Here is a 21,584-nt window from a genome sequence, read left to right as displayed (position 1 = left end):
CGGAACCTCGCCGGTCCTTGGTGCACGAGGTGGGGAGGGCTGTCTCAGCCCAGGCGCTGCACCAGCGCGCGGTACTCGTCCCACAGCTCCTTGGGCGTGTGTTCGCCGAAGGTGTTGAGGTGCTCGGGGACCAGGGCGGCCTCCTCGCGCCAGACTTCCTTGTCGACGGTGAGCAGGAAGTCGAGGTCGGAGCCGGCCAGTTCCAGGCCGTCGGTGTCCAGGGCCTCCTTGGTCGGCAGGATGCCGATCGGGGTCTCGACGCCCTCCGCCTTGCCCTCCAGGCGCTCCACGATCCACTTCAGGACGCGGCTGTTCTCGCCGAAGCCGGGCCAGACGAACTTGCCCTCGTCGTTCTTGCGGAACCAGTTGACGTAGTAGATCTTCGGCAGCTTCGACTGGTCCCTGCCCTTGGCGACGTCGACCCAGTGGCCCATGTAGTCGCCCATGTTGTAGCCGCAGAACGGCAGCATGGCGAAGGGGTCGCGGCGCAGTTCGCCGACCTTGCCCTCGGCAGCGGCGGTCTTCTCGGAGGCCACGTTGGCGCCGAGGAAGACGCCGTGGTTCCAGTCGAAGGACTCCGTGACCAGCGGTACGGCGCTGGCGCGGCGTCCGCCGAAGAGGATCGCCGAGATCGGCACGCCCTTGGGGTCCTCCCACTCGGGCGCGATGATCGGGCACTGGGAGGCGGGGACGGTGAAGCGGGCGTTGGGGTGGGCGGCGGGCTCGTCCGAGTCCGGGGTCCAGTCGCGCCCCTTCCAGTCCGTCAGGTGGGCCGGAGTCTCCTGCGTCATGCCCTCCCACCAGATGTCGTTGTCGTCGGTCAGCGCCACGTTCGTGAAGACCGAGTTGCCCCACAGCGTCTTCATCGCGTTGGCGTTGGTGTGCTCACCGGTGCCGGGCGCGACGCCGAAGAACCCGGCCTCGGGGTTGATGGCGTACAGGCGGCCGTCCTCGCCGAAGCGCATCCAGGCGATGTCGTCGCCGATCGTCTCGACCGTCCAGCCGGAGATGGTGGGCTCCAGCATGGCGAGGTTGGTCTTGCCGCAGGCGCTCGGGAAGGCGGCGGCGACGTACTTGGACTCTCCCTGCGGCGGGGTGAGCTTGAGGATGAGCATGTGCTCGGCGAGCCAGCCCTCGTCGCGGGCCATGACGGAGGCGATGCGCAGGGCGTAGCACTTCTTGCCGAGCAGGGCGTTGCCGCCGTAGCCGGAGCCGTAGGACCAGATCTCGCGGGTCTCGGGGAAGTGGGAGATGTACTTGGTGCTGTTGCACGGCCAGGGGACGTCCTCCTGGCCCTCTTCCAGCGGTGCTCCGAGCGTGTGCACGGCACGCACGAAGAAACCGTCGGAGCCCAGCTCGTCCAGGACCGGCTGACCCATGCGGGTCATGGTGCGCATGGACACGGCGACGTAGGCGGAGTCGGTGATCTCGACGCCGATCGCGGAGAGGTCCGAGCCCAGCGGGCCCATGCAGAACGGGACGACGTACATCGTCCGGCCGCGCATCGAACCGCGGAAGATGCCGCCCTCACCGTCGGAGCCCTGGAAGATCTCCCGCATCTCGGAAGGCGCTTTCCAGTGATTGGTCGGGCCCGCGTCCTCCTCCTTCTCGGAGCAGATGAAGGTCCGGTCCTCGACGCGCGCGACGTCGGTCGGGTCGGAGGCGGCGTAGTAGGAGTTGGGGCGTTTGATCGGATCGAGCCTCTTGAAGGTGCCCTTGGCCACGAGCTCTTCGCACAGTCGCTCGTACTCGGCCTCGGATCCGTCACACCAGACCACGCTGTCCGGCTGCGTCAGTTCTGCGATCTCGTTCACCCACGAGATCAGTTCCTTGTGGGTGGTGGGAACGACAGGGGGAGCCGCTATGTCGCGCGCCACGATTGCTCCTAAATGAGGGATTTTTTGTTGGAGGCCCCGTGGGGGCTGCGACCCGGATGCGATCTTGGGCGCTCATCCGGTGCCGACCGCACTCATTTGATCATCCGACGAGAGTGCCCATCTGTCCAGAGGGCCTCACAGGTGAGCGAACGTGAGGCTGGCCACGTCCGCTTCAGAGAGCGGTCACAAGCGCTTCAACTCCCGGGAGATGACGGCCACTCCTGTCCGTGAGACGATGGCCACTCTTGTTCGCACACCGGTCCGTAACTTACGGTTCCGTAGGTACGATGCCCCGCATGACTGCGTCCGTCCCCGATGCGCCCACGGACACGCCGGCCGCCGGCCGCGGTCCTGTCGCGCTCCCGCTGCCGCATCCCGTCAAGCCCAAGCTCCGTGGCTGGCTGCACCTCGGCATGTTTCCGGCCGTACTCATAGCGGGCCTGGCGCTCACCGCCCTCGCCGACTCCCCCAGAGGCCGCCTCGCCTGCGGCATCTACGCCCTGACCGCCTGCCTGCTGTTCGGCGTGAGCGCGCTGTACCACCGGGGCGACTGGAGCCCGCGAATGGACGGCGTTCTGCGCCGACTGGATCACGCCAATATCTTCCTGATCATCGCGGGCACCTACACGCCGCTGACGATGCTGCTCCTGCCGGGCGCCAAGGGACAGTGGCTGCTGTGGGGCATCTGGGGCGCCGCGGCGGCGGGCATCATCTTCCGCGTCTTCTGGGTCGGCGCCCCGCGCTGGCTCTACACGCCCTGCTACATCGCGATGGGCTGGGCGGCCGTATTCTTCCTGCCCGACTTCATGCGCACCGGCGGCATCGCGGTCCTGGTCCTGGTGATCGTGGGCGGCCTCCTCTACAGCGCGGGCGGGGTGATCTACGGCATCAAGCGACCGAACCCGTCACCTCGCTGGTTCGGCTTCCACGAGGTGTTCCACTCGTTCACGCTGGCGGCGTTCGTGGTGCACTACGTGGGGATCTCGCTGGTGGCGTACCAGCACCCGTAGATCGCTTCGCACCTTTCCAGGGCCACGGCTTCCGAGCCGTGGCCCTTTTTGCATGCCGGGAGCCAGTAGCGATTGACAGTCTCTATGTTTTGAGAGCTACTCTCACTTCATGGACACTTTCGCTCCGGACCCTCGACGCTGGTGGGCCCTCGCCGCCCTCGTCGCGAGCATGCAGCGCGTACGTCCAAGGCATGGGCGTCGTCCTGCTGGTGTGCGGAATCGCCGCCCTCGTCGCCGCGCTGCCGGCCGCGGCGTTCCTGCCGAACACCGTTCCTAAAGACTGAGCGGGAGTGAGTCCTGTTGCCAGGACGCATGCTCAGCCGAACGCCCCGAACGGTGTTGGGCGTTCTGGTCCCCCGCGTTCGCTCCGCATCCGGGCGGCACGCATCTGGTGCGTGGTCCGGGAATGCGGGGGCGGGTTTCCTCACGCCCGGGGACCTCCGGTCTGGCCTGGACGGTCCGATGCCCACGACGATCACTCCGGTCGGGGTGGGGCGGTGCCGTCCGTCGCCGGATCGGGTGTCCCTGGGCGCGCCTGCCGATCGCCACGGCGGCCGCGTCGTGGCGAGTGGTGGTGCGGTTTTTCGAGGTCAGTGGACGCTGCCAGTGCTGGGCGCCCCATCGGGAGGTGTAGGCCGGGTCCACGGCGATGATCGCGATGCCCGTGTGGTCGGCCATCGAGGTCAGCCGGGCGCGGAGCTTGCCGGTGGGCATGCCGGAGATCAGCTGTCTGAAGCGTTTCTTGCGACCGTGCTTCTCCCGGGTCTTCTCCGCGCCGAAGTCCAGGTCCTCCACCGCGATCGCTGTGACGCCACAGGTCTTCGCCCAGTTCAGTAGCCGCGTGAGGGCGTGACGGACCTGGGCGTCGCGATGCTGCGCGGTGCCGGACAGATCGTAGAAGAAGCGGCGCGGGGTGCCGATCGGATTGCCGTGGACATCCAGGCGCCAGGCGGCGAGGTGATCGGCGTTGGTGTCCACGCCGATCACGCCTTCGGCCAGGGCAGCCTGAAGCGGGATCGTCTGCGTCGGCGGGTACTGCCAGGACGCGGTGAGGTACCAGCGCGCGCGTGTGACGTCGATGGGGGTGCCCCCGCTCGAGCGAAGCCGAGAGTGGGGGAGGATGCGGTAGGCCACGGCCCGGTTCGCCTCGACACGGTCGGCCCATTCCTGCCCCCGGTGCGGGAAGCTCACCCGGGCGGCAAGCACATAACGCCCGTGCTTGGCGTTCGCCATGTCTGCCAGCGGGGCGGGCAGCCTGATGCTCACCTCGCCCTGGGGGCTGACGCGGATGGTCTCGTTGCCGTATCGCTTCCCGGACTCACCGTCGGCGGTAAGGAACCAGCGTTCGGCCTTCCACTGCCGACGCCACTGGTGCTCGGTGAGCTGGGCGGTGTCGAGGTGGTGGCGGGTGCGGGCCAGGCGCTTGCCGCCCCTGACCACATGCACGATGCCGGCCTCGCGGTCACTTTGCTCGGCGGCCAGCCGGTCCTCGAGGACGTGCAGGCGGCGGGTCTTGGCGTGCCACTGCTGACGAGAACGGTAGCCGCCCGGCGTCTTCTTGCTGCCCTTCTGCCCGACCGGGAGCGACAACCGGTGCGTGATTGTGGCGATGCCCGCTTGCAGGCCCTGGATGTGGGCGGACTGGCAGCGGCGGGCGAGGGCCCACTGATCGTGGGTGGCCTTGGTGATGCTGCCGGCCCACCGCGACGACGACATCGCCGTCAGCTCCCGCTTGCGCGCCGCCCACGTGTCAGCGGAGTGCTCCAAGCCGTGCGCGCAGCGGGCCTTGAGGTCCTTCGAGGCGAGCGCGCCGAGATGCGCGCCGACCAGCTCGAGGACCTTCTCGTCCTGCGGCGTCAGATGCTTGAGGCGGGTCCGCACGGACGCACCGCTCGGGCCGGTCGCGACGAACGGCTTGGCCAGTGACCGCAGCCCGCCCACCCCGTCACCCCCTGCCCGGCTCCATCCGAAGACCCCGTCACCGCATCCAACGAGGCCCGCCAGCAAAGGTCACGCATTCGACGCAAGAACACCCGTTCTCGCATGAAAGGGCCGACCCATGGCCGACGCGCGCACGGCCAAGACAACCGGCATTGCCTCCTGCTCACCAGAACACGCTTGAGCACACTCCAGCGACAGCAGCTCCAAACCCCGCCATCAAACGTCCCGAGAACCCGGACATGGTCGCGCCGCGGGCCGATGCCCGACAATGACCCTCATGACGCCCGCACGCACCTCTTCCGCCACCGACCGTCCCCAGCTGGGACTTCGTGAGCGGAAGAAGATCAAGACCCGGACGGCGATCCGCGACGCGACGTACGCGCTGATCAAGGAACAGGGGTACGACGCCACCACGATCGAGCAGATCGCCGAGCGCGCCGAGGTGTCGCCGTCCACGGTCTTCCGCTACTTCCCCACGAAGGAGGACATCGTCCTCACGGACGAGTACGACGAGATCCTGCTGCACGAGCTGCGCGCCCGGCCCGCGGACGAGCCGTGGATGGACTCCGTGCGGTACATCATGCGCAAGGCCGTCGACTTCGGAACGACCGAGGAACCCGACGTCAGCCGGCTCCGGGCACAGCTGTTGGTCCAGGTCCCCGCGGTGCGCTCCCGGATGCTGGAGAGCATGTCGGCCACCGGCAAGCTGCTCGCCGAGGCCGTCGCGGCGCGCACGGGCCACGCGCAGGACAGCCTGGAGGTGCGGGTCTACGCGATGTCCCTCATCGGCGGGCTGTCGGAGATCACACTGTACTGGGCCGAGAACGACTTCCGGGACGATCCCCTCGAACTCGCCGACCGCGCGCTGGACGTGCTGGAACACGGCCTCACCGGGAAGGAGTCCCGAGGCCAGGGACCTCGGGCGTGACATCCTGACCAGGTGAACGGTCCCGAGATCCACGTCGAATTCGCCCCCGAGCTGCGCCCGTTCCTGCCCAACGGGCGGCGCCTGGGCGCCACCCCCGTCGTCACCGACGGCGTCTCGACCCTCGGCCATGTCGTCGAGTCCCTCGGCGTCCCGCTGACCGAGGCCGGCGCGCTCGTCGTGAACGCCGGCGAGGTGCCGACCTCGTACGTCCCCGTCGCCGGCGACCGCGTGGAGGTGAGGCCCGTGAAGCGCCCCCAGCAGGTCCCCGGCGCTCCCCTCCGCTTCCTCCTCGACGTCCACCTCGGCACCCTCGCCCGCCGGCTGCGCCTGCTCGGCGTGGACACGGCGTACGAGTCGACGGACATCGGCGACCCTGCCCTCGCCTCCCGCTCGGCGGCCGAGAAGCGGGTCATGCTCAGCCGCGACCGGGGCCTGCTGCGCCGCCGCGAGCTCTGGGCGGGGGCGTTCGTCTACAGCACCCGGCCCGAGGACCAGCTCCGGGACGTCCTGGACCGCTTCCGGCCCGAACTGCAGCCGTGGACCCGGTGCACCGCCTGCAACGGCCTGCTGAAGGAGGCCACCAAGGAGGAGGTGGCGGACCAGTTGCGGGGCGGGACGCAGCGGTCGTACGACGTCTTCGCGCAGTGCCGGCAGTGCGGGCGGGCGTACTGGAAGGGCGCGCACCACGAACAGCTGGTGGCCATCGTGGAGAACGCACTGAGCATGCGCACCCAGGAGAGCTGAGACGCGGCCCGATCACCGGGCGCGGCAGCCGCTGCCCGACCTACGGCGAGCACTGCTGTGGCCCCGAACCTGGTGGGCTAGGGGGCTTCTGATGGATCTCCGCGGAAGAAGGAGCGGCGTTCGGTGCGTGCTCTCGGCGTGCCGGGCGGAAGTCCTCGTAGCGGAGCTACTAGGGCTTCCGCCCGGTGCGGCGAGAGTGCGTGCCGGGCGTCGCGACGCCGCGGAGATCCATCAGAAGCCCCCTAGCGCCAGGGTCGGGGCCGTACTGCTGCAGTGGGGCGCTCAGCTCACGCTGGGCGCGATGATCCTCAGCGGCGCCTGATGTCCCCCTTCCCGCAGGCCACGCCGTCCTTGTTGCGGTCGAGCCGCAGCGGGTCGTCCTTGCCGTTGACCTTCAGGCGGCCGTAGTCGTTCTTCGCCAGCCAGGTGCAGCGGGCGGCCGTCGTCGCCTTCACCTCGTCCGGGAAGGCGGTCGGCACGCAGACGTTGATCGAGCCGTAGTGCCGGTCGCAGCCGGAGACGGTCGGGCTGACCTTCTGCGAGGTCTTCTTCTTGCCGGGCTCGGTGACCGTGCCCTCGAGGGAGTCGGCGAAGGAGTGGACGTGCGCCGAGCCGTCCGTCGCGCTGAGCGCGGCAGGGCCCTGGAGGTGCACCCACTTGGCCACCGACGGCACGCCGTTGGCGTCGACCGCGAAGAGCATGTACCAGCCGGGCGGGGCCAGGTTGGGGTTGCTCGTCACGTTCAGGTCGATGTTGTTGCCGTCCACCGACAGCGGCAGGTCCACGAACCGCTGGTTGGGGTCGGAGGAGTGGGTGACGGCGGCCGGGCGGATCAGCTCGGCCTTCGCGATGGGCCGGTCGACGGTGATCCGCTGGGTGTCGCCGTAGTTCCACTCGGTGTCGATCACCGAAGTGATCGCCGGACGCGCGCCCTTGAGCAGATAGGGCGGGGTGTAGATCGACACCTTGTGGTTCCAGGTGCCGTTGCCCGGGTTGTCGCCGGTGGTCATCACGCGGCCGTCGGGGAGGAGGAACGCGGAGGAGTGGTAGCCGCGGGCCTGCGGGTCGACGGCGACCGGATCGAAGGTGTTGGTCGCCGGGTCGTAGATGGACGTCTCGAAGACCGGGTCGGCGCGGTTGTGCAGCGCGCCGCCGGTCTCCAGGACCTTGCCGTCGGGCATCAGGACCGCGGAGACGTACATCTTGCCCTGGTTGCCGGTCTGCGGCACCGGGCCGTTGCCGAAGTCGACCGTGCCCTGCGGGATCGGCGGCCCGGCGACGTACGCCGGGTTGGCGGACTTCAGGTCGATGACGTCGGTCAGCCGGTTGCCCTCCGGGTTGGAGTCGATGTTGCCGCCGCCGAGGGTGAGGACCTTCTGGTCCTGCGCCGGGGGCAGCAGCACGCTCGCCGACTGGTCGCGCTCGTCCTTCTTCTGCAGGCCGGGGATCTGCGTGATCGTGTTCGCGTCGTAGTCGTAGATCGCCGATCCCGTGCCCGGGATGTTGTTGCCGAAGACATGGCTGCCCGAGTAGAAGAGGCGGCCGTCCTGCATCAGGATCATCGACGGGTACAGACCCCAGTAGGACCAGGTCTGGTTGACCTTCCACGTCGGCAGCCACTGCTGCTCGGCGTCCGACCACAGCTCCGCCGTGACCGAGCCGGTGGAGTCCTCCTTCAGCCCGCCGAAGGAGATGACGTCACCGTTGCCGAGGGCGGTCGCCGACGGGTACCAGTGGCCGTCGTTCATGTCGTTGGTCTTGGTGTACGTCTCGGTGGCCGGGTCGAAGATGTACGAGTCCTTGTAGCCCTCGTAGCCGTGCCCGCCCGGCACCGGGTACGCCTTGTTGCCGCTCATCACCAGCACCCGCCCGTCCTGGAGCTGGACGTGCCCGGCGCAGAACATGTCCTTCGGGGTGGGGATGATCTTGTACTTACCGGTCGCCGGGTCGTACACCGCCGAGGTGAACGTGCCCGCGTTGAACTGCTCCTCGCTGTTGCCGGAGCCCGCGATCAGCAGCACCTTGCCGTTGTGGAGGACGACCGAGTGCATGGAGCGCACCGGGTTCTCCATGGGCAGCACGTCCCACTTGCCGTTGGCGCACTCCGCCGGCGTGCCCGTGCACACCGGGTCCGGAACCGGGTCGGCGACCTGCTCCATCGAGTAGTCGTCGGTGGTCGCCGAGCCCGTGCCGTAGACGGAGACGCCCCAGGTGATGCGGTCGGTGCCGGCCGGGACCTCGGGGGTGCGGACGGTGGCCTGGGTCCAGCTGCCGGCCATGTCCAGCGTCTTGAGGTCGGTCCAGTACTGCCAGCCCGCCGTGGCGTCGTGCCGGAAGAGCGTGAGGGAGGTGTCCGGGGTCGTCGACTTGTACCAGAGGCCGAGGTCGTACTGCTTGCCCGCCGTGACGACGGGCGCGCACTCGGTGGACTCGGTGATCAGCGCCTTGCGGTCGCCGTTGACCCGGCGGGTCAGCTCCACCTTCATGGCCTTGGAGCCCGAGTGGGCGTCGTTCACGGTGGAGAAGGTGAAGTCGTTGTCGCCCCAGCCGGACTTCTCCCAGCAGTACGGCATGTCGGCCGTGCCGGCGGTCTCGAAGCCGGCGTTCTTCACGAGGTTGGCGGCGGAGGCGGACTGGGGTGAGGTGAGGAGCAGGCCGGCGGTGAGCGCGCCCACGCCGACGAGTGCGGTTCTTCGCCTGTATCTGGTCAAACGATGTCTGTTCACACGGCTCTCCTTGCGGTATGACCGCTGTCGAGGCCCCCGCGGCCCCTGCGCGGCAGATAGACCAGCGCTTCGGTCGCCATGAAGCGCAGGACGAAGGTCGTCACCAGCGCGAGCGCGGTGGCGGACAGCACGCCCATTCCGAAACGGTGGACGAACAGCGCGATCAGCGGGATGCGCAGCAGCAGATCGGCGTTGGCGAGCAGCGCGAACCGGCCGGCGCGGTCCCACCACTGGCGGTGCCGGCGCCGGTCGCGGAAGAGCAGATGCTCGATGAGCAGGAAGTTCCAGGCCACCCCGAGCTGGTTGGCGAGGATCTCGGCCGGTACGTAGTGCATGCCGCCGGCGGTGAGCGCCCACAGGCCGAGCAGGTTGGGCACGAAGCCCGTCGCGCCGATCAGGCCGAAGCCGACCATGCGGGCGACCGGCGAGGCGGAGCGCAGGCCGACCAGGTGGCGCAGGAAGCGGAAGCCCTCCTGCGCGGTCGACTTGGACTCCCCCGCGAACCGGTCCTGGAAGACGAACGGGACCTCGGTGACGCCGCGCGGACGGCTGCGCACGGCGAGTTCGAGGAGGATCTTGTAGCCGAGCGGCTGGAGGACGTCGGCGGTGACCGCGCTGCGGCGGATCGCGAAGAAGCCGCTCATCGGGTCGCTGATGCCGTGCAGCCTGCGCGGGAAGAGGGACTTGGTCAGCCAGGTCGCGCCGCGTGAGACGGCGATGCGGTAGCTGCCCGCGAGTCCGGCGCGGCTGCCGCCCTTGATGTAGCGGGAGGCGACGACGAGGCCCGCGTTCGCGCGCTCGCCGGTGGCGACCAACTCCGGTACCAGGGACGGCGGGTGCTGGCAGTCGCCGTCCATGACGACGATCCAGTCGGAGGTGGCCGCCTTCATGCCCTCGACGACCGCGCCGCCGAGCCCGCCGACCGGCTCGTCCCGGTGCAGGACGGTGACCGGGAAGGGGCAGTCCTTCGCCGCCTCCTGGATGACCTCGGGGGTGTCGTCGGTGGAGTCGTCCACGAAGACGACCTCGCACGGCAGCCGGGAGGGCACCGATTCGGTGATCTGTCGCAGCAACTGCCGTACGTTGGCGGACTCGTTGAAGGTCGGTACGACGATGGTGACGGCGCCCGGTTCCGGTATTTCGACGGCCCGTGAGGCCGGATCGTCGAGTTCTCCGGGGACGATGGATTCCTGGCTCATCGGTCGCCTCCTGCGGCGCTGCCGGTGGTCTGGATCTGCCGGATCTCGATCCGGTCCTCACCGGTGCCGAAGACGGCGACCGGTGTCGAGTGCTGGATGGCCGCCTTGACGTTGGGCAGGTCGACCGCGTCGCGCCGTACCGTCGGCGAGGCGACGACGTAGTCGATGTCCTTCCAGCCGCGCGGCATCGTCTTCGTCACCGCCGGGTCGAGGTCGGCCTTGTAGAACCAGATGACGCCGAGACCCGGCCGGTACCCGGCGTGCACCAGGTCCAGCCACATCGCGTCGTCGACGAGTACCCGGGTGTCCTTCGGGTTCTCCACCTCGCTGCTCAGCCACTTGGAGGCGGCCTTGTAGGGGGCGTTGGCGTCGAGGGTGACGGCGGTGTGGGCGCCGTCGTACCAGCGCGGTACGACGTAGGCGCCGGCGGCGATGGCGAGGACGACGGCGAGCGCGTACCGCCCGCCGGTGACGTACCGTTTCTCTCCGTCCGCCCGCCACCTGCGCAGCACGCCGTGGGCGACGGACGCGGTTCCTCCGGCGACGACGAGCGCGAGGAAGGGCAGTGCCTGGATGACGTACATCGCGGGCAGGTAGCCGTTGGGGCGCAGGGCCAGCGCGGCGAGGATCGCCACCGTCAGGGCCGGTCCGGCCAGCGCGCGGGCGGTGACCGACCAGCGCCAGGTGGCCAGGAGCAGCAGCGCGCCGGCCAGGCCGCCGAGCGGCAGGATGCGGTCGTAGTAGAGCCACGACTGCAGGACGCCGTACGAGCCGGAGCCCTGGTCGAGGATGAAGCCCGAACCCGGCCTGGTCATCTGGTACTTGACGCCGTCCCAGAGGGAGACGTGCCCGCTGCCGGGCAGCAACTCGCCCTTGAGGAGGGCGAAGAGGGGGTACGAGAAGCCGATCAGCGTGCAGGCCGTGATGGCGCCGGTGAGGGCGAACTTGCGGGTGTCGCGGTGGCTGTGCCGCCACATGGTGACCAGGAGCGCGGGCAGGATGACGAGCATCGTCTCCTTGGTGAGGACGGCCGTGGCGGCCGCGATGCCCGCCCCGAAGTGGTGCCAGAGGTGGCGGCTCGGGGAGGCGGCGAGGGTGAACGCGAGCAGCGTCCACATCACCGCGAGGTTGTCGAGGAAGATCTCGCGCTGGAGGACGACGGACAGGGGCGAGAGCCCGAAGAACACCATGCCGAGCCCGGCGGCCCAGCGGGGCAGGGACAGGCGGCGGCCCAGGACGTAGACCAGGACCGCGCTGATGCCGCTGATCACCAGCATCGTCGCCCGCATCGAGCCGACCGTCATCGACTCGGGGCTGAGCTTGGCGGGTATCCAGGTCAGCGCGGCTATCTGGATCCAGCCGAACGGCGGGTGGTCGTACCAGTAGGTGTAGTGGGCGAGGCCCCTGCCCTCCTGGACCGCCCAGGCCTGGGCGAGATAGGTGCCCTCGTCGTCGCTGAGCGTCGGGTAGTCGCTGATGTTCCAGCCCTGCACGACCATGATCGCCAAGAGGAGCACGCCGCACAGCAGGAGGTCGGAGCGGGAGGAACGCAGCCGGCTCGGGGGGGCCGTTCGTTCGGCCGGACCGGGTTTGGGCACAGGTTGTCTCTGCGCGGGGACCGTTGGAGTGGTCACCGCGGGAAGGGTGGAGGTCACGCGGGGACGTCCTCTCGGGTCACTGCGGTACCGGTCGGTCCGGTGAGATGTGCGCCGACGTGCGTGGTCAGTTCCCAGTCGTTGCGGCCGCGTTGCTCACGCCATACGGCGCGGACGGCGGCCCCGGCGAGGAGCACCTGGTAGAAGGGGCCGCCCACGATGAGCTTGAGGTAGTGGACGAAGCGGACGCGCAGGCCGTACTGCTTGCCGAAGTCGTGCAGTCCGACGAGCTCGAAGACGAAGGTCACCATGGCGGTGACGAGCGGCAGGAAGGTGACGAAGGCGATGCTCACGGGCACGTCGAGGAAGAGCGCGATCGCCACGTTGAGCGGGATGATGACGCCGGTGAATGCCTGCATGAACGGCGTCATCAGGGTGTAGCGGGCGAGCAGCCGCTGCCCGAAGCCCGGGAGCTGCTTCCAGTCCTTCTTCCGGTACACCTGGAGGAAGCCCTGGTTCCAGCGGGTGCGCTGCTTCAGCAGCGACATCAGCGAACCGGGGGTCTCCTCCTTGGTCACCATGTCGGAGTCGTAGGCGACGACGACCTTCTTGCCGACGCTGGAGAGCCTCACGCCCAGGTCGCAGTCCTCGGCGAGGCAGTCGGGGTCCCAGCCGTCGGCTTCGCGCAGCACATCGGTCCGTACGAAGACGGTGTTGCCGCCGAGCGGGATGAACCCTTTCTGCGCGTGCAGGTGCAGCCGGGAGCGGAACCAGAAGAAGTACTCCAGGCAGTTGCGCAGGCTGTACCAGCTGGAGTGGAAGTTGATGAGCTGGACGCCGCCCTGGACGACGTCGGCGCCGGTGGCCCGGAAGGCGTGGTCGACGTGGGCGAGGAGCTCCGGATGGACCTGGTCCTCGGCGTCGAAGACCCCGACGACGTCACCGCGGCAGTGCGGCAGCGCCGTGTTCATGGCCTTGGGCTTGTTCTTCTTGTCGTGGGTGTCGACGACGACCCTCACGCGCGGATCGCGCTCCGCGGCGTCGCAGGCGACCGCCGTGGTCTCCGGGTCGTCGTGCCCGACGATCACGATGATCTCGTAGTCGGTGTGGCTCGACTCCAGCAGCCGCTGGATGGTGTGGTCGAGCACGGCTTGTTCGTGCCGCGCCGGAAGGAGCAGCGAGAAGGACAGCTGCTCGCCGCCCTCCGGGCTGCTGAAGCGGGTGGAGGCGAGCACTTCGGGCGTACGCCACGCGTGCATTTGCCACCACAAGGTGAAGGCCGCCATCCAGAACAAGGCCAGCGAGACGGCAGCGATGAAGACAGACGTAAGCAAATTATCCCCCCCAGTACCCAAACCCCCTGTCGCGGCGGAAGCCCCCCTCCGCCGCGCCACTGTGCAGAGATTAAGGGGGAACTGTGAAGTGTGGGAGCTATTCAGATAACTAGTTTGTTTCGGAACGGCGGGGCGGCTACTGGGAGGTATCCGAACACGAAGCCCATTTGGGCACCCTGAACGAACCCTTCCGTTCCGGATAACGGCCGCTCAGGGCCCTGCCAACGGCCGCCGTCAGACGTCAAGTTGCGTCCGCAGACGGTCCGGATCGGTCGTCGGAGCGTCACAAGTGAAGTTACGGCAGACGTACGCGGTCGGTTCACCGTTGCTCAGCGGGCGGGCGGCGAGCAGCGGGAACTCGTCACTGTCCGGAGTGCCGACGGCGACGACCGCGCCGGGTGCGGTGCCGAGAAGGGCCGTGCGGTGCAGGGTCCTGGTGCCCGGGTCGTCGAGCGCCGGGCCGACGATCGCGACTTCCCTGGGCCCGTCGAGCAGGGCCTCGGCGGCGGCGAGCCCCCAGCCGATGAAGCGGGGGACGCGCGGGCCGAGGGCCTTGACGACGCCGAGTGCCTTTTCGGCGGCGGTGCGGTGGGGCTCGGATCCGGTCTGGGCGGCGTAGCTCACCAGGGCGCCCGCGGCGGCGGTCCAGCCGGACGGGACGGCGTTGTCGGTGGGGTCCTGCGGCCGGCGGATCAGCTTCTCGGCGTCGGCGGCGGTGTCGTGGAGGGCGCCGGAGTCGTCGGCGAAGCGGGTGAGGACGTGGTCGAGCAGGAACCCGGCGAATTCGAGCCACACGCCCTCGCCGGTCACGGAGGCCAGCGCGAGGAAGCCCTCGGCCACATCGGCGTAGTCCTCCAGCACGCCCGCGTTGGCACCGACGTGCCCCTCCTTGCTGGTGCGGGCGAGGCGGGCGTGGTCGTCGAGGTGCAGCCGGACCAGCAGGTCGGCGGCGCCGAGCGCGGCCTCGACCAGGTCGGGGCGGTCGAAGTAGGCGCCGGTCTCGGCGAGCGCGGCGATGGCGAGGCCGTTCCACGCGGCGACGACCTTGTCGTCCCGGCCGGGGGCGGGGCGGGCCGCTCGGGCCTCGAGAAGGCGGCGCTTGACGGTCTCGGTCTTCTCGGCGTCGAACACGGCCTCGTGCTGCGGTAGTTGGAAAACGGAGGCGCCGTGCTCGAAGGTGCCCTCCTCGGTGACGCCGAAGTAGTGGGCGGCGAGCTCGGCATCTTGAGGTCCGAGGACGTCGGTGAGCTGCTCGGGCGTCCACACGTAATAGGCGCCCTCGACGTGCCTGCCGGTGCCGTCGTCGCTGTCGGCGTCGAGCGCGGAGGCGAACCCGCCTTCGTTCGTGCGCAGTTCCCGCACCATGAAGTCGGCGGTCTCCAGGGCGACCCGGCGGGCGAGTTCCGAGCCGGTCGCCCGCCACAGGTGGGCGTAGACGCGGCACAGCAGGGCGTTGTCGTACAGCATCTTCTCGAAGTGCGGCACGATCCAGTCGCGGTCGACGGAGTAGCGGGCGAACCCGCCGCCGAGCTGGTCGTAGATCCCTCCGCGGGCCATGCGCTCGCAGGTGTCCTGGGCCATCTGCAGGGCGCCCTCGGCCCCGGTCCGCGCATGGTGGCGCAGCAGGAACTCGATCACCATGGACGGCGGGAACTTCGGCGCCCCGCCGAATCCGCCGCGCTGCGGGTCGTACTCCCGGCTGAGGCCGAGGAGGGCCGCGGCGAGCTGTTCCTCGCCGGGTGCCCGGCCGTCGCCGTAGGAGATCTCCCGCCCGGCGAGATCCCGCACGATCTTCCCGGCGACCTCCGTGACCTCGTCCCGCCGGTCGGACCAGGCCGCCCGGACGCCCTGGAGGACCTGCTGGAAGGAGGGCATGCCGTGGCGCGGGGCGGGCGGGAAGTACGTGCCGAAGTAGAAGGGTTCGGCGTCCGGCGTGAGGAACACGGTCATCGGCCAGCCGCCCTGCCCGGTGGCCGCCTGCACGGCCTCCATGTAGACGGCGTCGACGTCCGGGCGCTCCTCGCGGTCGACCTTGATGTTGACGAAGTGGGCGTTCTGGTAGTCGGCGGTCTCCTGGTCCTCGAAGGACTCGTGGGCCATGACGTGACACCAGTGGCAACTCGAATAGCCGACGCTGAGCAGGACGGGCACGTTCCGTTTGCGTGCCTCCTCGAAGGCCTCGGCCGACCAGGGCCACCAGTCGACGGGGTTGTCGGCGTGCTGAAGGAGGTACGGGGACGTCTCGTTCGCCAGTCGGTTCGGCATGGTGTCCATCCTGCCGCAGTACCCCCTGCGTCGCCGGACAGCACACAGCCCGTGCCCCTTGCGCGTGTGTTCCTCCGGGAAAGGTGTCTCTCCGGATATGTGTCCCTCCGGTATGTGATCCTCCGGCCCTCTCCCCAGGGCGTGCCGTCCGCAGCACACTTGACCAAGGAAGCCGTTGCCGCCGGAGGGGGACATGACATGCGGGACAGTCATCGCGCGGAGGCCGAACGGCTGCTGGCGCGGGCCGTGGAGGAGGAGGTGCGGCGCTCGGGAGGGCGCACAGACGGTGGTGTGCTGCTGTCGCGGGCGCGCGGGGCTCTGGACGCCATGGCACAGACGGCCGCCGAGGAGTACGAGGCCTACACGCGCGCCCTGGACGAGGCGAAGGCCGGGCAGCTCACCTTCGGGCAGCGGTACGCGCAGGAGGGCGGGGGCACGCCCCTGCTGGTGGCCGGTGTCGCCGCCGTCGCGGCCACCGTCGCCGACCTGGCCCTCGGCACCGGCGCGGGCACGGCGCTGGGCGCGGGCGTGACCGTGGGCGTCGTCGGCGCGGCGGCGACCGTGGTGAAGGTGGCCGGCTCCCATCTGCCCGCCGCGCACCACCGCGCGGGCGCCCTCACCCAGCCGGGCGGCCCCGAGCAGCTGCGCCTGCAGTGGCTGACGGCGCTGGAGGTACGCGGGATCCGGCCGTTCCTCGACCAGCAGCGGGTGCTCAGCGCGTCCACCGGCCCGAAGAAGAAGGCGCAGGGGCCGCGGCTGATCGGCGCGGACAAGAGCGCGGCGGCGCGCGGGCGGAGCCTGCTCCAGCAGTCGTTCGGTCAACTCCCGGAGCCGGTCGGCCCGTTCGCGGGCCGACGGCAGGAGATGGCGCGGATCCGGCAGTGGGTGCAGGCGGCCCGGGCGAGTACGGAGACCCAGCCGACGGTGGTCGTCCTGCACGGGGCGCCCGGCAGCGGCCGTACGACGCTCGCGGTGCGCGCCGCCCACGACCTGAAGGACTACTTCCGTGGCGCCTGCGTGGTCGACCTGCGCGGCGACAGCCCGGAGGAGCCGCCGCTGTCCACCCGCGACGCGCTGCTGCACCTGCTGAACCGGCTCGGCGCGCCCCGCGAGCAGCTGCTCTTCCGTGAGCGTTCCTCCGCGGACCAGCAGGTCAAGCGGCTGAGCGAGCTGTACCACCAGCATCTGACCGGTCTGCCGGTCACGATCGTCCTGGACGACGCCTCGGACCCCCAGCAGGTCCGCACGCTCGTCCCGGAGCGCTCCGACAGCCTGGTCCTCGTGACCGCCCGCGCTGGTCTGGAACTGCCCGCCGACCTGCCGGCCCGGGTGCACCACCTGCCCGTCGAGACCCTGGACGCCCCCGGCGCCGAGGAGCTGCTGGGCGCGGCCGCGCAGGACAGCGTCGGGCCCTACGACGCCGAATCGACCGACCGGGTCAGGGAGTTGTGCGGCGGGTTGCCGCTGGCCCTGCGCATCGCGGGCTCGTCCCTGGGCCCGCGCTCGCCCCTCCAACTGGCCACGGACCTGGGCGCTTACGGCCCGGTCGAGCCGGCCGAGAGAGTGCTCTGGCTGCGCTACACCGACCAGTCCGAGACCGCCCGACGGCTGCTGCGCCGCCTCGCGCTGGCCGGCCGCGCCTCGCTCGGTGCCGCGGCGGCGGCCGCCCTCCTGGCCACGGACGAGGCGGAGGCGACCCGTCACCTGGTGGCCCTGTCCCGGGCGGGCCTGATCGACCACGTGCGCGGCAGCCGCTACCGCCTGCACGACCTGGTCCGCGCCTTCGCCCACGCCCGCCTCCTCGACGAGGAGGAACCGGCGGAACGTACGGCGGCTCAGGAACGCCTGATCGTGAACTACGCCGACCTGGCCGACTCGGTGCTCCGCCTGGTCGACGGCAACATGTCGACCCGCTCGGACCGCTTCAGCCCGCACGGCTTCCACTCCCTGGACGACGCGCTGCGCTGGCTGGACGACGAGTCGAGCTTCATCACGGCGGCGCTGCGGCACGCGGAGGGCGTGAACCAGGCGGCCGTGCTGAATCTGCTGGGCGCCCTGTGCGACTACTGCCTGCTGCGCGGCGACCTCTACCGCCTGGGCGAGATCAGCGAGCTGGCGCAGGCGGTGGACCAGGGGTTGCTGGTCCGCTCGGTGCAGTGGCGCACGGGTATCGCGGCGCGGCAGCTGGGCGAGCTGGACAAGGCGCGCACGACACTGACGTCGGTCGTGGACCTGTACATGGAGGCGCATCACGACGCGGGCGCGGCCCGCGCTCTGTGTTCCCTCGGCATCACCCTGCACCACCAGGGCAATCTGACCGAGGCGGCGGCGAGGCTCCGTGAGGCCCTGGATCTCCAGGCGCCCCCCGAACTGGCCACGGACCGCGCCTGGACGATGCACGCGCTGGCGGCGGTGGAGCGGGACCGGGCGCGGCTGGCTCAGGCTCTGGACCTGCTCACCGAGTCCCTGGTCCTGCACCGGCGGGGCGAGTCGGTGCACGGCGAGGCCTGGGCCCACTTCCAGCTCGGCCAGCTGGGCCTGCGCATGGGCGACGTACCGCGCGCGGAGGCCGAGCTCACCACGGCCCTCGACCTGTACGGCCGCACCCGCGACGCCCGCGGCGAGGCGTGGGCCCTGACCCAGCTGGCCCGGGCCCGCCTGGTCGCCGGCGACGCGTCGGCGGCCGTCGACGCCCTGCGCCAGGCCGCCGCCCGCCATCGCGACAACGAGGACGCGCGGGGCGAGGCGTGGACGGTGTACTACCTGGGGCAGGCCCTGGAGGAGTCGGGCGACCTGGACCGGGCGGTACGGGAACTGGAGCGGTCGAGGACGATGTTCTCGCGGATACGGGATGTGTACGGGCTCGCCTGCGCCCGGCATCACTCGGCACGGGTGACTCGGGACCAACGGGCGGCGCAGACGGGTTCGCTGCGCAACTCGGGTTTCGCTCGGCAGCTGCTGGTGGACGCCCGGGCCGACTTCCAGCGCATCGGCGTCGGCCATGGTGAGGCGTGGACGTGCCTGGAGCTGGCTGTGGTGGACGCGGGCAATGCCCGTACGCCGCAGGCGCTGGCCTTGTGCGACGAGGCGGTGGGGCTGTTCACGTCGTACGGGGATCGGCGGGGGGAGGACTGGGCGCGCTTCCTCCGGTGCACCCTGCTGCCGTATGCCGCTGCGGGGGGCGTCGAGGTCGGTACGGCGGTGGCGCAGGAGGAGCTGGCTCAGCTGGGGCGGGCGGTGCATCCGGCTCGGGACGAGAAGCTGGACGACTACATCGAGGCGTTTCAGCTGTTGCTGGAGCGGGGGGTGAGCCTGGAGGCGGGCTGGCAGGCGTGGCGGCTGGGGATGGTGCCGGGGAGGCATTCCCGGGAGGTGATGGGCGTGGCGGTCGCGGCGGAGAAGGACTGACCGCGTGGGCGCCGACCACTGCCCTGCCAGGTGTTGCCCGGGCGGCAGGCGCTCACGTGCGGCATGACGCCGTGACACCCGGTGGGTGTCACGGAGTCATGCGGTCAGGACGTCGTCGCCTTGCCCTTGCCGGCGGCCGGCGCGTCCTCCCCCGAAGCCTCCGGAGCCTCCTCGAAGTCGACCTTGCCCATGTGCTTGCTCATCGACTTCATCAGGGCCCACACCGCCAGGGCCATCACCGCGAAGACGATGAAGCCGAGGACACCGGGGGTGACCTTGTCCTCGTCGACCTCCTTGGCGAGGGCGGCGAGCTGTGTCATTGCCAGGCTTGCGCTTGCGCTCATGTCAGGCATTGTCGCGGATGCCCGCAAAGAGGTCGCCCTCGGGGAGGGAGGTAGCGACGAGGGACTTCGCGAGCTCGTACTCCTCCGTCGGCCAGACCTCCTTCTGGATCTCCATCGGGACGCGGAACCAACCGCCGTCGGGGTCGATCTGCGTGGCGTGCGCGATCAGGGCCTTGTCGCGGATCTCGAAGAAGTCGGCGCACGGGATGTGCGTGGTGATCGTGCGCTCCTTGCGGCCGGACTCCTTCCAGTACTTGAGCCAGTCCCCGTACGGCGACTCCAGGCCGCGCTCCAGCAGGGCGTGGTGCAGCGCCTCGGTGCGCGCGCGGTGGAAGCCCTGGCTGTAGTACAGCTTCAGCGGCTGGTACGCCGGGCCGTACTCCTGCTCCGGGTACTTCTCGGTGTCCGCCGCCCCCTCGAACGCCACCATCGAGATCTTGTGGGTCATGATGTGGTCGGGGTGCGGGTAGCCGCCGTTCTCGTCGTAGGTGGTGATCACCTGGGGGCGGAACGAGCGGATCTGCTTCACCAGCTCACCGGCCGCCTTGTCGACGTCCTCCAGGGCGAAGCAGCCCTCGGGGAGCGGGGGCAGCGGGTCGCCCTCGGGCAGTCCCGAGTCGACGAAGCCGAGCCACTCCTGCTTGATCCCCAGGATCTCGCGGGCCTCGTCCATCTCCTTCTTGCGTACCTCGTGGATGTGCTCCTCGATGTACTTGTCGCCCTGCAGCTTCGGATTGAGGATGGAGCCGCGCTCCCCGCCCGTGCAGGTCACGACCAGCACGTCCACCCCCTCGGACACGTACTTCGCCATGGTGGCCGCGCCCTTGCTCGACTCGTCGTCGGGGTGGGCGTGCACGGCCATCAGTCGCAGCTGGTCAGTCAAGACTCAATCCTTGTAAGTCGGCGCCCCGGCATGAACCGGTGCGATCGGCGGCTTCTATAGTGACCGAATCGGGGGGCGAATAATTCCGGGGCCGCGGCTCCGGGGCCCCATCGGGACCTTCGTGCCGTCGGTGCCGAAGGCCTTGCCGAGAGGACGATCATGAGTACGGCGACCACGCGACTGCCCGAGAGCCGTTACGGCCGCTCCTCGGACGAGCGCGCCGACCGCAGGCTCAAGGCCATCGGTGCCGTCCTCGGGGCGCTGCTGCTCGCCCTGGTCGGCTACTTCGCGTACTACTACGTCGGCAAGAACGAGATCAGCGCTGAAGTGATCACCTTCGAACCCTCGAAGGACTCGGTGCGGGTGCATCTGGAGGTCCGCAAGGACGCCGACGCCGGCGGCTACTGCACGGTGCGCTCCCAGGCGGAGGACGGCGCCGAGGTGGGCCGGGCCGACTTCCGCTTCGACGGGGACGCCACACGCATCGACAAGGTCGTCACGCTCCGTACGACGTCACCGGGCACGACGGCCGAGCTGCTCGGCTGCCACGCCGACTGACCCGGCAGGGCCGTCGACCGGCTGAAGTCGGTCGACACCGGGTGACATCATTCGGAATACGTACCGGCTGACCTGCGTTGACGTGATTCTGAGGGCTTATGTCCTCCCCCTTCCGCCTCTGAATTGTTAGGCTCGTGGTTTCGCCCTTCCATGGAGGAACATGCTTCTGGGTAGGGCGATGCTTTGTATTCCCAGTACCGACGAGGAGCACCTGTGACCCAGACCAGCGAGAACGTCACCTGGCTGACCCAGGAGGCGTACAACAAGCTCAGGGATGAGCTTGAGTACCTTACTGGTCCTGCGCGCACGGAGATCGCCGCCAAGATCGCGGCCGCGCGCGAGGAGGGCGACCTGCGCGAGAACGGCGGGTACCACGCGGCCAAGGAGGAGCAGGGCAAGCAGGAGCTCCGTGTGCGCCAGCTGACCCAGCTCCTGGAGAACGCCAAGGTCGGCGAGGCACCGGCCTCCGCGGACGGTGCGGTGGCGCCCGGCATGGTCGTGACGATCGCCTTCGACGGTGACGAGGACGACACGCTGACCTTCCTGCTGGCCTCGCGTGAGTACGCGAGCGCCGACATCGAGACCTACTCCCCCCAGTCCCCGCTGGGCACGGGCGTGATCGGCCACAAGGTCGGCGAGGACGCGGAGTACGAGCTGCCCAACGGCAAGAAGGCCTCGGTGACGATCCTCAAGGCCGAGCCCTACAGCGCCTGAGCTCTACAGCGCCTGAGCCCTGCGCTGACCGACACATCCCTGGCGAGCCCCCGGCGTC

General features: G+C 69.8%; 14 protein-coding genes and 1 pseudogene. 6 read left to right on the top strand and 9 right to left on the bottom strand.

The annotated features are described in order from the left end of the window. Positions 1 to 44: 44 nt before the first annotated feature. Positions 45 to 1,877 (bottom strand): phosphoenolpyruvate carboxykinase (GTP), encoded by a 1,833-nt coding sequence (locus tag Q4V64_RS33225; RefSeq protein ID WP_124439553.1) that lies wholly within the window; start codon positions 1,875 to 1,877, stop codon positions 45 to 47. 296 nt (positions 1,878 to 2,173) lie between these two features. Between Q4V64_RS33225 and Q4V64_RS33220 the strand changes: the two genes are divergently transcribed. Next, positions 2,174 to 2,887 (top strand): hemolysin III family protein, encoded by a 714-nt coding sequence (locus Q4V64_RS33220; RefSeq protein ID WP_124439554.1) that lies wholly within the window; start codon positions 2,174 to 2,176, stop codon positions 2,885 to 2,887. A gap of 273 nt (positions 2,888 to 3,160) precedes the next feature. Here Q4V64_RS33220 and Q4V64_RS33215 read toward each other — a convergent pair. Beyond that, positions 3,161 to 4,828: pseudogene (locus Q4V64_RS33215) on the bottom strand (IS200/IS605 family accessory protein TnpB-related protein). 277 nt (positions 4,829 to 5,105) lie between these two features. On the opposite strand from Q4V64_RS33215, the gene Q4V64_RS33210 reads away from it, so the two are divergent. After that, positions 5,106 to 5,756 carry a TetR/AcrR family transcriptional regulator gene (locus Q4V64_RS33210; RefSeq protein ID WP_124439557.1) on the top strand — a complete coding sequence of 217 codons (651 nt, stop codon included), beginning with the start codon at positions 5,106 to 5,108 and terminating at the stop codon, positions 5,754 to 5,756. A 12-nt stretch (positions 5,757 to 5,768) separates the two neighbouring features. After that, positions 5,769 to 6,500 (top strand): Mut7-C RNAse domain-containing protein, encoded by a 732-nt coding sequence (locus Q4V64_RS33205; protein ID WP_124439558.1) that lies wholly within the window; start codon positions 5,769 to 5,771, stop codon positions 6,498 to 6,500. Positions 6,501 to 6,808: 308 nt separating this feature from the next. Here the strand turns inward: Q4V64_RS33205 and Q4V64_RS33200 are convergent, their stop codons facing one another. The 5 genes from Q4V64_RS33200 to Q4V64_RS33180 all read right to left on the bottom strand — a co-directional run bounded on the left by Q4V64_RS33200 (position 6,809) and on the right by Q4V64_RS33180 (position 15,619). Continuing rightward, positions 6,809 to 9,211, bottom strand: coding sequence for a galactose oxidase-like domain-containing protein (locus Q4V64_RS33200; RefSeq protein ID WP_124439634.1), 2,403 nt, complete (start codon positions 9,209 to 9,211; stop codon positions 6,809 to 6,811). An 11-nt stretch (positions 9,212 to 9,222) separates the two neighbouring features. Continuing rightward, positions 9,223 to 10,425, bottom strand: coding sequence for a glycosyltransferase family 2 protein (locus tag Q4V64_RS33195; protein WP_124439559.1), 1,203 nt, complete (start codon positions 10,423 to 10,425; stop codon positions 9,223 to 9,225). Beyond that, positions 10,422 to 12,080, bottom strand: a complete 1,659-nt coding sequence (locus tag Q4V64_RS33190; RefSeq protein WP_124439560.1) for a phospholipid carrier-dependent glycosyltransferase — start codon at positions 12,078 to 12,080, stop codon at positions 10,422 to 10,424. The genes Q4V64_RS33195 and Q4V64_RS33190 overlap by 4 nt, the downstream gene beginning before the upstream one ends. Next, entirely contained in the window at positions 12,077 to 13,354 is a 1,278-nt protein-coding gene (locus Q4V64_RS33185; RefSeq protein WP_124439561.1) for a glycosyltransferase, read from the bottom strand. Before Q4V64_RS33185 ends, Q4V64_RS33190 begins: the two co-directional genes overlap by 4 nt. Before the next feature lie 234 nt (positions 13,355 to 13,588). Then, entirely contained in the window at positions 13,589 to 15,619 is a 2,031-nt protein-coding gene (locus tag Q4V64_RS33180) for a thioredoxin domain-containing protein (protein ID WP_124439562.1), read from the bottom strand. A 198-nt stretch (positions 15,620 to 15,817) separates the two neighbouring features. On the opposite strand from Q4V64_RS33180, the gene Q4V64_RS33175 reads away from it, so the two are divergent. After that, complete coding sequence (locus tag Q4V64_RS33175; RefSeq protein WP_172629153.1) at positions 15,818 to 19,027, top strand: tetratricopeptide repeat protein; 3,210 nt, start codon at positions 15,818 to 15,820, stop codon at positions 19,025 to 19,027. Between the two features lie 104 nt (positions 19,028 to 19,131). Here the strand turns inward: Q4V64_RS33175 and Q4V64_RS33170 are convergent, their stop codons facing one another. Beyond that, a complete protein-coding gene (locus tag Q4V64_RS33170) occupies positions 19,132 to 19,380 on the bottom strand; it encodes a hypothetical protein (RefSeq protein ID WP_172629154.1) in 249 nt (82 codons plus the stop codon). Beyond that, a complete protein-coding gene (gene mca / locus Q4V64_RS33165; RefSeq protein WP_172629158.1) occupies positions 19,373 to 20,233 on the bottom strand; it encodes a mycothiol conjugate amidase Mca in 861 nt (286 codons plus the stop codon). The genes Q4V64_RS33170 and mca overlap by 8 nt, the downstream gene beginning before the upstream one ends. 180 nt (positions 20,234 to 20,413) lie before the next feature. Between mca and Q4V64_RS33160 the strand changes: the two genes are divergently transcribed. Together Q4V64_RS33160 and greA are read left to right on the top strand one after the other, a co-directional pair. Then, on the top strand, positions 20,414 to 20,812 hold the full coding sequence (locus Q4V64_RS33160; RefSeq protein WP_124439566.1) for a DUF4307 domain-containing protein: 399 nt from the start codon (positions 20,414 to 20,416) through the stop codon (positions 20,810 to 20,812). A gap of 213 nt (positions 20,813 to 21,025) precedes the next feature. Continuing rightward, a complete protein-coding gene (greA, locus tag Q4V64_RS33155) occupies positions 21,026 to 21,526 on the top strand; it encodes a transcription elongation factor GreA (protein WP_124439567.1) in 501 nt (166 codons plus the stop codon). Positions 21,527 to 21,584 lie beyond the last annotated feature (58 nt).

It is taken from the genome of Streptomyces sp. NL15-2K (assembly GCF_030551255.1).
GTDB lineage: Bacteria > Actinomycetota > Actinomycetes > Streptomycetales > Streptomycetaceae > Streptomyces.
Note: the sequence above shows the minus strand (reverse complement) of the source record. Positions and strands in the feature narration are given on the sequence as shown.

What these genes read in the sequence shown, in the direction of transcription:
- Q4V64_RS33220 (WP_124439554.1), top strand. Translation starts at nt 2,174, where the DNA reads ATGACTGCGTCCGTCCCCGATGCGCCCACGGACACGCCGGCCGCCGGC.
- Q4V64_RS33210 (WP_124439557.1), top strand. Translation starts at nt 5,106, where the DNA reads ATGACGCCCGCACGCACCTCTTCCGCCACCGACCGTCCCCAGCTGGGA.
- Q4V64_RS33195 (WP_124439559.1), bottom strand. Translation starts at nt 10,425, where the DNA reads ATGAGCCAGGAATCCATCGTCCCCGGAGAACTCGACGATCCGGCCTCA.
- Q4V64_RS33180 (WP_124439562.1), bottom strand. Translation starts at nt 15,619, where the DNA reads ATGCCGAACCGACTGGCGAACGAGACGTCCCCGTACCTCCTTCAGCAC.
- Q4V64_RS33175 (WP_172629153.1), top strand. Translation starts at nt 15,818, where the DNA reads ATGCGGGACAGTCATCGCGCGGAGGCCGAACGGCTGCTGGCGCGGGCC.
- Q4V64_RS33170 (WP_172629154.1), bottom strand. Translation starts at nt 19,380, where the DNA reads ATGCCTGACATGAGCGCAAGCGCAAGCCTGGCAATGACACAGCTCGCC.
- mca (WP_172629158.1), bottom strand. Translation starts at nt 20,233, where the DNA reads ATGGCCGTGCACGCCCACCCCGACGACGAGTCGAGCAAGGGCGCGGCC.
- Q4V64_RS33160 (WP_124439566.1), top strand. Translation starts at nt 20,414, where the DNA reads ATGAGTACGGCGACCACGCGACTGCCCGAGAGCCGTTACGGCCGCTCC.